This window comes from Shewanella sediminis HAW-EB3 (assembly GCF_000018025.1).
GTDB classification, from domain to species: Bacteria; Pseudomonadota; Gammaproteobacteria; order Enterobacterales; family Shewanellaceae; genus Shewanella; species Shewanella sediminis.
In genome coordinates, this window is sequence record NC_009831.1 from 3,881,948 (window position 1) to 3,894,145 (window position 12,198).

Sequence of the window (12,198 nt, forward strand, 5' to 3'; positions counted from 1 at the left end):
GCGTCCTAACTCAATTCATGCAACGAACAACATTTGATTTAATAAAAAGCTAAAAGCTTAAAAACAGATAACTTAAGGGTCAACAATGAATCCTACGACAACAAATGAAAACCTAGCGCCTTGGCCGTGGGCTGTGAAGAGCAGCGATATCAGCTTCGATGTTGGCACTATGGAGCAGCAACTTAAAGACTTTAGCCGCAGCTGTTATGTGGTTAACCACAGCGAGAAAGGTGTGGGTATCGCCCATGAAGCGCAAGTGGTTACTGAATCGAGTGCCAATGGCGATCAGCCAGTCAGTGCTTTTGCTCCAGCCCTTGGCACTGAGAGCTTAGGTGACAGCAACTTCCGCCGTGTGCACGGGGTAAAATACGCCTATTATGCTGGTGCGATGGCTAACGGTATCTCATCTGAAGAGCTGGTTATCGCCCTTGGTCAAGCAGGCATTTTATGCTCATTTGGCGCAGCGGGTCTTATCCCAAGCCGCGTAGAAGCAGCGATTAACCGCATTCAGGCAGCACTGCCAAATGGCCCCTACATGTTTAACCTTATCCATAGCCCAAGTGAGCCAGCACTAGAGCGTGGCAGCGTAGAGCTATTTATTAAGCATAAGGTTCGCACCGTTGAGGCTTCGGCATTCCTGGGTCTGACACCACAGATTGTCTACTACCGCGCAGCAGGCTTGAGCCGTGATGCACAGGGTAATGTGGTAGTCGGTAACAAGGTTATCGCAAAAGTGAGCCGCACCGAAGTGGCCGAAAAGTTCATGATGCCAGCACCTGCTAAGATGCTGCAAAAGCTTGTGGATGATGGCTCAATCACGCCTGAGCAGATGGAGCTGGCACAGCTTGTTCCTATGGCGGATGACATCACAGCAGAAGCGGATTCAGGCGGTCATACTGATAATCGTCCTCTGGTTACTTTGCTGCCAACAATCCTCGCACTTAAAGAGGAGATCCAGGCTAAGTTCAACTACCCAACACCGATTCGTGTCGGTTGTGGTGGCGGCGTTGGTACTCCCGATGCGGCCCTTGCCACTTTCAATATGGGCGCAGCCTATATTGTCACAGGCTCAGTCAACCAAGCCTGTGTTGAAGCAGGTGCCAGTGAGCATACCCGTAAGCTACTTGCCACCACCGAGATGGCTGATGTGACGATGGCTCCTGCGGCGGATATGTTCGAGATGGGCGTTAAGTTGCAGGTAGTTAAGCGCGGCACTCTGTTCCCAATGCGTGCTAACAAGCTTTATGAGCTGTACACACGTTATGACTCTATCGAAGCGATCCCAACTGCTGAGCGTGAGAAGCTTGAGAAGCAAGTGTTCCGTTCAACCTTAGATGAGATCTGGGCAGGCACTGTAGCGCACTTTAACGAGCGCGACCCTAAGCAAATCGAACGCGCTGAAGGCAACCCTAAGCGTAAGATGGCACTGATCTTCCGCTGGTACTTAGGGCTTTCAAGCCGCTGGTCTAACTCAGGTGAAGCTGGTCGTGAGATGGATTACCAGATCTGGGCAGGCCCGGCACTGGGCGCATTTAACCAGTGGGCCAAGGGCAGTTACCTAGATAACTACCAAGACCGTAACGCTGTCGATGTAGCCAAGCACCTGATGTATGGCGCCGCTTACCTCAACCGCGTGAACTCGCTGACCGCTCAAGGGGTTAAGTTACCATCTGAGCTACTGCGCTGGAAGCCGACGCAGAGAATGGCTTAGGAGCAGTTGAAAGCAGTTGCGAGTTGCGAGGAAAAGCGTCAGCCCTGAGCGGCTTTTGAAGAAAGTCAGCCTTGAGCGGCTTTTAGGAAAAGAGAAGCTGTAAGTTTTAAGTTTAAGAAATAGAAAAAGCGAAAGCCATCGAGCATTTAGTGCTGGTGGCTTTTTTATTGAAGTATCTTCAATTTCACACCAAAACGCTTCAACTTGCCAGATAGCAAGTTTTCAAGTATCTCTTGCTGGGTTCACTGGGCTTCGGTGAAATTTATTTAGCTTACTGAATAGTAATCAACTACAGAGTCCGCTGACTCTACTGAGTCACTAGTTTACAATACATCGTTTAACCTAATAACATTTTGTTTATATTTGGTAAAGACAAGATCGGATTTTTGCGTGTATTTTAAAGCGTTTTGATAACAATCAATTGCTTTATGATAATCCTGTTGATTCTCGTAGATCGATGCAAGATCAGCCCAGTAGCTATGTTTTTCTGGATATTCCAACAAGCCTTTTTTATAAGTATCCTTTGCGCGTTTAATTTCGTTATTTTTTAAAAAGAACTGAGCAAAGAATCGATACCAGCCTGTGATCTCATATATCCCCAATTCTTGCTCAAAACTCATAAAAAGTTTGTAGTCATTAACTTGTGCTGCGTGGCGAAACATACTAAATTTCGATTGTTCACTTACGTCTGAGCTTACCTGATACCGCTTTGCACGATTTTGGTAGTAGGCTTTTATAGCGGCCACACCACCAAAGTTTGTAATGTCATCAATAGAGTGGAAAGTTAAGTCCGGATAATCTGAAAAATACCATTCCAAGCCATGAGTTAAACTTTCCAATGGCGTTGTGTGATGGTCATATCTGCTAGAAAATCGATCAAAGTAGCTAAATTTCCAATTTATTTCCGCTGCCTTGTATTTTTCAAAGAGGGAAGTAATTGCTTTATGGCCATCAAGTGTATGGTGCTCCATCTCCCCAAGAGAAAGGTAGAAATAACTCCCCAACCCACTATTTTTCTTTAAATTATCCTCTAGCTTTCCCTGTTGCTCTTTACTGTAGTTCTGGCCACTAGCCAGAAAATACCCTTCAATAAGTCTAGGGTTCGCATTGAACAATTTTATCCCGAACATAGCTCCAAACTGCCAACCAAAATACATTCTTCGTTTATTGCTTGGGTAGTTTTCCTCAATATATGGAACAATAGAGTTTTCCATCAGCGCAATCATGTTGTCTGCATCGCCACCTAATAATGCACCGCGACTAGCTTCTAACTTTTCTGTATTGATTCCAACGACAATATATTTTGGGCTAATATTGACACCAAAGCGAAGGGATTGTTGATAGCCAATTGCATTGTACATGTAATGCTGACTATCCATTACATATAGCGTGGGAAGCAACTCAGATCTATTAGAGCCAGGAGGCAAGTAAATATCGAGAGATATATCTTCAGTAACTCTAATGTGACGTATTTCGTTAGGTTTAGTAATCTCCTTAAAATGCTCACCGAAAGCAAAAGCTCTTTCATTAACAAAGACGAAAGAAATTGCTATTAAAGTCAATATCGTAATTTTGATTTTGTTTGGCATATTCTTATCCTTTAAAGCGCACATGTTCTACAGGCTAACATCCTAATAATGATGTGAAAATTGTTGACTAAATATCGTTCTGCATAAACAGTCAACTGTATTTGTCTTTATCAGTTAGTTTGCAAGGAAAATTATAATGCGATATAAATTATTCCTTTAATTAGTGTTTTGTCTTGAGTAGAAGATCATAGCCCCCCATTACCAATCACCAACATACCTAGTCTATAGCAAGTAATCAACGCTTTACTTATATACGAAACCAACAAAAAAAGTGGGGGAAAAGTGGGGATTCGTCTGACTCTGACTTCACTTTTCTTGCCGTTTGTCTAAATGGTGATCTGACGCCAAGTAGCAGATCTGTGTTTAATGGATAATTCTTTTATTATGTAAACAACTTGTTTATATAGTAAAAGACCTGGTTTGTTTAGTAAGGAAGCAGCACTCTATGCGACAATACTTGAAGTACATAATCCCCATTCTTATCCCTCTGATTGTTTTATCCCTTCCGACCCATTTTTTTCCTTTTGATGGTTTAACGATCATACAACAACGAGTGATTGCAATATTTCTATTGGCGGCACTGTGTTGGGTGATGGAGCCGATTCCAATTTATGCTACATCCGTGGTGATTATCGTATTAGAGTTATTGCTGTTGTCCGATAAAAGCTTCATTCTTTTTCGCTTAGGGTCAGATCAAAGTAACTTTGGCGAACTGTTAAAATACAACGAGATAATGGCGACCTTTGCAAGTCCAATCATTATGCTGTTTCTTGGTGGTTTCTTCTTAGCGATGGCGGCAACCAAATATCGTTTGGATATCAACTTGGCCAGGGTGTTATTAAAGCCCTTTGGCAGTGAACCTCGTTTTGTGATGCTAGGTTTAATGCTGATCACCGGAATCTTTTCGATGTTCATGTCCAACACCGCTACCACAGCGATGATGTTGTCGATTTTAACCCCGGTAATCGCGCTGTTTGGTCCGAAAGATCCCGGTAAAATTGCGTTCGCATTATGCATTCCTGTTGCGGCCAATATTGGTGGTATCGGCACCCCAATCGGAACCCCTCCTAATGCTATTGCCCTTAAATATTTAGTGGACGATAACCTCATTACCTTTGGTGAATGGATGATGTTTGGTGTGCCATTTGTGGTGGTGATGATGACCGCTTCCTGGTTCCTGATTAACCATCTTTTTCCCGCTAAGCAAGAGAAGATAGAGCTTAAAATAAAAGGGAAATTTTTAAAAACGCCAAAAGCGATTACCGTTTACATCACCTTCATTATGACCATCGGATTATGGTTGATGGGGTCTCGTCATGGCATGAACTCTTACACCGTTGCTTTGATCCCTGTGGCTATTTTCTCTTTAACCGGCATTATCAATAAAGAGGATCTTAAGAAGATCTCTTGGGATGTTTTATGGCTGGTTTCGGGTGGTATCGCATTAGGGCTCGCGCTCGATAAAACAGGACTGGCACGCTTGATGGTGCACAGTATCCCATTTGATGCCTTCTCACCATATGTGGTATTGCTAGGGGCGGCGATGCTATGTTTGATTATGGCTAACTTTATGTCACATACGGCAACCGCGAACCTGTTAATGCCAATTATGGCGGCTTTAGGCACGTCGATGACATCATTAACGCCGCTCGGAGGTGAGATAACATTGATTTTAGTTGTTACCTTCGCCGCTTCGCTCGGTATGTCGTTGCCAATTAGTACGCCACCGAATGCATTGGCACATGCAACAGGCCACGTTCAGACTAACCAGATGGCAAAAATTGGGATAATTCTTGGCGTATTAGGTGTCTCACTGAGCTTTGTGATGGTGTGGATCTTGAACATCACGGGCTTTATTGGACAGCCCTGAGCATCAGTTTTAAATAAACAGCCCTGAGCGTCTGTTTTAATAAACAGCCCTGAGCATCAGTTTTAATAAACAGCCCTGAGCATCAGTTTTAAATAGTCAGCCTTGAGCGTCTGTTATAAATAGTCAGCCCTTAGCGAAACGGATAGTAGCCTAGCGCTATATCCTTTAGAGAAAAACAATGGAAAAAGTGACGCTACAACGACTCATAGAAGATTATTTCGAGAATCCATTTCGTCAAATAACGATTCCTGCAGGCGAGGTGGTCTTAAAACAGGCGGGTTATAACGATCGCCTCTATTGGGTAAAGTCCGGGGAGTTAGAAGGTTTTTTTTCTTCCACAGCCAAAGACAGAAAGACCAAGGTATTTACCGCACCCGCTGGAACCTTTATTGGCGTGCACAGTTTTTTTGCAGAAACTCTCGAAGCGTCAACGACTGTGATCGCAAAAGAGAACAGCGAGCTTGCTTGGATTGATACTTCGACACCAGTGGTATCGCCAGAAAAATATGGCCCGCTAACGGCTCAATTTACACCAGTGATCGTTAAAGAGTTAGCGCGCAGACAGCGCCGAGCCAGCATGGAAGCGGTTGAGCGCGAAACGGTACAGAACAAGCTAAATACCGCCGAGCAGATGACCACGTTAGGGCAGCTGGCCGCGGGCATTGCTCATGAGTTAAATAATGCGGTCGGTGTTATTAACAGCAAAACGGAGCGATTACAGACAGTCGTATTTGATCTGATCGAAGAGTGTCACCCGGATACTAGGCAATTTCTCGAACATGGTTTACTTTATGGTCAGAAGGCGAGTTCATCAGAGGTTAGAGCCAGAGCAAAAGAGCTGATGAAGGAGTATCGAATTGACCGTGATAGCGCCCGAAAGCTTGCCCGCGCCGTACCTCATGGTGAAATCGACAGCTCGTGGTTAACCGATATTGAACAAGCTCTGCGCTATTGGGAGATCGGTAGGGATCTGCACGATATGCGACTGGCTTCTAAGCATTCGGTGGGCATAGTGAAATCGGTGAAACAATTAGGCCGAACCGATACGGATACGGAAGAGTGGTTAGATGTTAACGATAGCATCAATAAAGCGCTGGCGTTATTACACAATAGTTTACGTGGCATTCATGTAAAAATAAGCCCCGCGGTGTTGCCTAAACTGAAAGCCAGTTCAACGGAGCTGGTGCAAATCTGGGTCAACATTATTAAAAATGCCAGTGATGTGTTAGGTCATACCTCTGAGCCAGCTATTGAGATATCCACTCGTCACGTACGCAATATGGTACAGATAACGGTTGCTAACAATGGCCCTGAGATTGATGAAGTAACGCGAAGAAAAATATTTCAACCGAACTTTACCACCAAAAAAGGTGGGTTATCTTTCGGGCTTGGGCTTGGGCTCTCAATCGTTCAGCGAATTGTAAACAGTTACGGCGGCAGTATTGCGGTAATGAGCAATGATGAAAAAACCATATTCAGGATAAAACTGCCTGTACCTGCACAGGAAATCGAGGGAACTGATGGAAAAAATTAATATAATCTGTGTTGATGACCAACGAGAAGTACTGAGTGCTGTGCTACAAGATCTCTCTCCGTTAGCCGCTTTTTTCAATATCGAAGATTGTGAATCGGCGATTGAAGCGCTGGAGGTTATGGACGATCTTGATGCTGAGGGTGAGTATATTGCCTTGGTTATTTCTGACCATGTCATGCCTGAAAAAACAGGGGTGGAGTTTCTCACCGAGATCTCTCAAGAGCGCCGTTTTCATCAGACTAAAAAGATCTTATTAACCGGCCAAGCAACCCATCAGGACACCATTGCCGCCATCAATCGAGCCAGAGTCGAGAGCTATTTTGAGAAACCTTGGAAGTCAGAAGAGTTACTGAACATGGCCACCACATTAATCACTGAATATATCTTTGACAGTGGGATTGAATACGAACCGTTTCAAGCGATTCTCGATCAAACCGTGGTATTGCAACGGTTAAGATAAACAGTAGAAATAGATAAAGAGGTCTGAGATATTTTTTTAGTTAGTCATCATCCGGATTCATTGCCTCTTTTATTTCGTCACTGCCGAACCCTTTACGGGATAAATACGCATACGCTTTCGACTTTTCTTTATAGTCCGATAAGTCATAGCGCTTTTTAGCCAGCTCATTTTTACAGCTTTGATAAAAATCGATATCGCCTGTTAGCATTAATTGATACAAGGTATCTTCGAAATCGCTCACATCAATCAGTCGCTGCTTTAATTCCTGCAGGATGAGGGTTTCGCCTTTGCCTTTATTAAATAGTTTGATTATTTCAGTTGTTAAGTCGGCTTTGTCTGCTTTTACGGCTAATTTACTGCGCAATGTTTCACGTTCTGGATGCTGTGATAATGCGTGGTCGATTTCTACTCGGGAAAACCCTTTTGTGGCCATCTGGGCATAGACTTTTTCTCTGTTGGTGCCATAAAAGTTATCATATTTGCTTAGCAGCCTGGATGTGGCCATCTCAAAGGCATCGACTTTTTGCTCATCCATCACTTGCTCTATAGCGGTATCAATCTCTGTAACGGGTACGCCGCGCAGTTGTAACTTACGTCTTATCGCGCCAGTACCGAGTTCATTACTAAAAGCCAACTCGCAATAGCGTATAGCAAAGTCATAGTTATTTTTTAAATAACCGTTCTCTATTAGTTTGGCGAGTACGATATCAATCCATTCTTGGTTTTCGGTTTTACGCTCAAGCTTGGTGCGAATTTCATTAATGGTAAAATCTTGCTGGCCAAGGTGCCAATAGGCACTATTAAAAACGTTATCGATAGTTTTGGCTTGACGTAGTGGTGGGCGCTGCATAACAAATTGATCTTAAGTTAAAAAATAATCAAAACCAGTGTAGCAGATCCCCGCGTTGTTGAGTACGCGCCAGACTCCTCTGTGTCAGGACAGTTGTGCTTGTAACCCTCCTATAAAATGGAGGTAATAAAAAGCCCATCAATTGACGGGCTTGTTATCTGTATCAAACTAATACAACTTGAATACAAATTGAATGCAAATTGCTGAGATTAACTCACCGCTTTGGCTTTACGAGCTTGATGCAATTTCTTGTAACTTTCAATAAGTCTCAGGTGTGGCTCTATGCCCTCAAGCTTCATGCTGGTTTGAGTCAGCCCGAAGAACTTCACCTCACCGGTCACTGAGCCAACCACGTTATCCATGGTCTCTTTACCAAACATTCTTTCGAAATTATGAATAAAGTGCTCAAGTTCTAACTCTTCATCTAAGGTGACTTCTAACACCGCATTGACTGCCTGATAGAACAAACCACGTTCAACTGTATTGTCATTGTACTGCAGGAACTCACCCACAAGCTCAATGGCATTTTCAAGCTCGCCCGATGCAAGATAGATAAGTATCTTAAGCTCAATAATCGTCAACTGACCCCATGGGGTATTTTCATCAAATACAATACCAATCAATGTTGGAATGTCAGTTTGGTTATCTAATTGACTCTCTTCTAGACGCTCGACCAAACCAGCTAACTCATCATCATTGAGTGAATGAAGATTTAAGATATCTTCACGATAATCGAGCGATTTATTGGTGTTATCCCAAATCAGATCTTCAACCGGATACACTTCAGAGTAATCAGGTACCAAAATACGGCACACCGAGGCACCGAGCTGATCAAATTCGGCAATATAAGCCTCTTTGCCAATATCGGCTAATATGCCAAATAAGCTTTCAGACTCTTCTGCGTTAGTGCCGGAGAAATCCCATTCGCAAAAATCATAGTCATGATTGCTACTGAAGAAGCGCCAAGAGATAACACCGGTAGAATCGATAAAGTGCTCGACAAAGTTTTCAGGCTCAGTCACCGTCATGCTGTCGAAAGTAGGTTTAGGCACGTCGTTTAAGCCTTCAAAGCTGCGACCCTGCAATAGCTCAGTCAAGCTTCGCTCTAACGCCACTTCAAAGCTTGGGTGCGCACCAAAAGAGGCAAATACCCCACCCGTTCTTGGGTTCATCAGCGTGACACACATAACCGGGAATTGACCACCAAGCGAGGCGTCTTTAACGACAACTGGGAAACCCTGTGCTTCCAGGCCTTGAATACCGGCCAGGATACTCGGGTACTTCTCTAACACTTGCATCGGTACATCAGGCAAGACAATTTCTTGTTCAATAATTTGTCTTTTAACGGCGCGCTCAAAAATTTCTGATAAACACTGCACCTTGGCTTCTTGCAGGTTGTTACCCGCACTCATGCCGTTACTCAGGAACAGGTTTTCGATTAAGTTAGACGGAAAATGTACCGTTTCACCATCGCTATGGCGAACATAGGGAATGGTACAGATGCCACGTTCGACCATGCCTGAGTTGGTATCGATAAGATTAGAACCCGCCAGTTCACCATCTGGGTTGTAAATGTCTAAACAATGCTCATCTAAGATCCCCGCCGGCAATGCATCGTCGTCTTCTAGCTCAAACCACTTTTCATTGGGGTAATGAACAAATTCACTGTTGGCAATCTCTTCACCGAAAAATTGATCGTTATAGAAAAAGTTGCAGTTTAAGCGTTCGATAAACTCACCGAGTGCCGAGCAAAGCGCACTTTCTTTAGTGGCACCTTTACCATTAGTAAAACACGAAGGTGATGCCGCATCGCGAATATGTAACGACCACACATTAGGGACAATGTTGCGCCACGAAGATATCTCTATCTTCATTCCCAGATCGGCTAACATGCCCGTCATGTTAGAGATGGTTTGCTCAAGCGGCAGATCTTTACCCAAGATGTAGGTACTGACATCGCCATCGGGTTGCCCCATCAACATCGCATTGGCATCTGATTCGAGGTTTTCAACCGTTTCAATCTTAAATTCAGGGCCTGTCTGTACCACCTTTTTAACGGTACAACGCTCTATCGAACGTAAAATACCGACTCTATCTTTCTCTGAAATATCATCAGGCAGTTCTACCTGAATTTGGAAAATCTGGTTATAACGATCTTCCGGGTCAACAATGTTGTTTTGTGACAGTCTGATGTTTTCCGTTGGAATATCACGCGCCTTACAGTACACCTTGATAAAGTAGGCCGCACAAAGTGCTGATGACGCTAAGAAATAATCAAAAGGGCTGGGTGCTGAGCCATCGCCTTTGTAACGAATAGGCTGATCGGCGGTGACGGTAAAATCGTCAAACTTCGCTTCCAGTCTAAGATTGTCGAGAAAATTAACTTTGATTTCCATTGAATATTGTCCAGAGTCGTGCGCTGTAAATCGGCGGGCCTGCCTACTAATGGGGGGATTATCGGTGTTTTTTAGGCAATAGTCTTGGGTTAATTACGTAAATGGTTAATTAAGGGCCTTTAGCGCGTTAACTATTGGGGCTCATCTACTTCTGTTAAATTTTGCGTTGGCAATATGGTACTACCTACCATATAGCGAACATCTTTCGCTGTGTAGAAAACAGAAAGGGACGAAGTGAACACTTCATCCCTTTAGCTTCTGCGTCTTTATCACCCGACCCAGACAGATTGACTAAGAACGGCCTATGTTGATGAATCGCTACCGACTTGCCAGTTTCCACCAAGCGCTTTATGCAATCCAATCGTCATATGCGCCGTTTGCAGCTTGGCTGCGACAACCCGGTCTTTCATCATATTTTGCTGCCGTTGTGCATCTAAAATAGACAAGTAATCGCTTAGACCCGCCCTGTAAAGTGATTTGGCTTTATCTACAGCGCAGTTTGTCGCAGCCTCTGCTTCACTCACTAATTGCACATATTGCTGGCTATGGCCATAACCTTGCAGCAAGGTTTCCACCTCGCCAAAGGCTGCGTTCACCGACTGCTTATAACCCAAAACGCTGGCATCAAAACGCGCTTGCTGCATATCTACCATGGCATCACCGCGACCACCATCGAATACATTCCAACTAATGCCGGCACTCGCAGCCCAAGCGATAGAATCACTGCTAAATAAATCGTCAAAATCCTTAGCGAGCACACCCGGTGCACCGGTTAAGAATACTTTTGGATACTGTGCAGCGATCGCAGCCGCTCGCTCTTCACTAACGGCAGCCATTTCACGTTCGGCTATGCGAATATCTGGCCTGCGATTGAGCAGCTCTGAAGGTAGACCCGTTGGGATCACCCCATCAAAACTTGGCAGTGGCATAACCTGAGTAAAGCGCCGATGACTTTGCAGGGGTGTTTCCCCCAATAAAATGGCTAAGCGCTGCTTATGTGCATTCTCCGCAATCTCCAGTTGTGGCACCATAGACTGAGTGGCTGCAAGCATTGCTTTGGCGCGGGCCTCATCAAGGTCCGAACCGAACCCGCTCTTAACCATGAGTCTGACCAATTCAAGAGTACGCCGTTGATCTTCAGCCGTCTGCAGTGCTATTTGCTTACGCTCCTGTGCCCCGCGCATTTGCAGATAGTTATGGATAACATCAGAGGTGATCAGCGTGGTTAACCCCTCGCGCATGATAACCAGCTGCTCCTTTCGAATAGCGGCAGCATTGACCTGTCTGTCGATTCGACCAAAGAGGTCGACTTCCCAAGCTATGGTCGCACCTGCAAAAAAAGCGCTATTGTTATCATCTACCAGTCCAAGTTCTTCGCCACTGATTGGGTTAATCGCCGTTATAGCAGATCCTATTAATGGGTCATTTTTACTTAATTGATAGTTGCCAAATCCCGCACCTATATTTACCGTCGGCACCTTAAATGACTCTATGGCGCTTTGATACGACTGCGCCATACGAATGCGCTGCGCGGCAATTTTAAGCGGTATGGATTGGTTTTGTGCATCTATGACCAATTGATTCAATATTGGATCATTAAACTGTGTCCACCACGCATGTTTTATTGACTGTGTATCCCCGACTTCAGTCCCTGGTGTATTTTGATATAGATACGCTTGATATAAGTTACTGTCTAAATTTGTTTCTGGCTTTTGATAATCCGGGCCGACCGAACAACCAGCCAATATCATTGCCACTACAACAGGGGCGACTTGGTAAAAATTCATT

General features: G+C 44.4%; 8 protein-coding genes. 4 read left to right on the forward strand and 4 right to left on the reverse strand.

Annotation, left to right across the window (positions count from 1 at the left end; all coding sequences use genetic code 11):
- Window positions 1-85 precede the first annotated feature (85 nt).
- Window positions 86-1,711: an eicosapentaenoate synthase subunit PfaD gene (gene pfaD / locus SSED_RS16780; RefSeq protein ID WP_012143539.1), complete on the forward strand. Its 1,626-nt coding sequence runs from the start codon at window positions 86-88 to the stop codon at window positions 1,709-1,711.
- 323 nt (window positions 1,712-2,034) lie between these two features.
- On the opposite strand, the gene SSED_RS16785 is transcribed toward pfaD, so the two are convergent.
- Window positions 2,035-3,300 carry a tetratricopeptide repeat protein gene (locus SSED_RS16785; RefSeq protein WP_012143540.1) on the reverse strand — a complete coding sequence of 422 codons (1,266 nt, stop codon included), beginning with the start codon at window positions 3,298-3,300 and terminating at the stop codon, window positions 2,035-2,037.
- Window positions 3,301-3,745: 445 nt separating this feature from the next.
- On the opposite strand from SSED_RS16785, the gene SSED_RS16790 reads away from it, so the two are divergent.
- From SSED_RS16790 to SSED_RS16800, 3 genes are all read left to right on the forward strand, one after another.
- Entirely contained in the window at window positions 3,746-5,170 is a 1,425-nt protein-coding gene (locus SSED_RS16790) for an SLC13 family permease (RefSeq protein ID WP_012143541.1), read from the forward strand.
- 178 nt (window positions 5,171-5,348) lie between these two features.
- Complete coding sequence (locus SSED_RS16795; RefSeq protein ID WP_012143542.1) at window positions 5,349-6,704, forward strand: ATP-binding protein; 1,356 nt, start codon at window positions 5,349-5,351, stop codon at window positions 6,702-6,704.
- Entirely contained in the window at window positions 6,691-7,164 is a 474-nt protein-coding gene (locus SSED_RS16800) for a response regulator (protein WP_012143543.1), read from the forward strand. The genes SSED_RS16795 and SSED_RS16800 overlap by 14 nt, the downstream gene beginning before the upstream one ends.
- Before the next feature lie 40 nt (window positions 7,165-7,204).
- On the opposite strand, the gene SSED_RS16805 is transcribed toward SSED_RS16800, so the two are convergent.
- From SSED_RS16805 to SSED_RS16815, 3 genes are all read right to left on the reverse strand, one after another.
- Window positions 7,205-8,014, reverse strand: a complete 810-nt coding sequence (locus SSED_RS16805) for a RecX family transcriptional regulator (protein ID WP_012143544.1) — start codon at window positions 8,012-8,014, stop codon at window positions 7,205-7,207.
- Window positions 8,015-8,223: 209 nt separating this feature from the next.
- Window positions 8,224-10,410, reverse strand: a complete 2,187-nt coding sequence (locus tag SSED_RS16810; protein ID WP_012143545.1) for an OsmC domain/YcaO domain-containing protein — start codon at window positions 10,408-10,410, stop codon at window positions 8,224-8,226.
- A gap of 302 nt (window positions 10,411-10,712) precedes the next feature.
- Window positions 10,713-12,197: an efflux transporter outer membrane subunit gene (locus SSED_RS16815; RefSeq protein ID WP_012143546.1), complete on the reverse strand. Its 1,485-nt coding sequence runs from the start codon at window positions 12,195-12,197 to the stop codon at window positions 10,713-10,715.
- Window position 12,198: the final 1 nt, after the last annotated feature.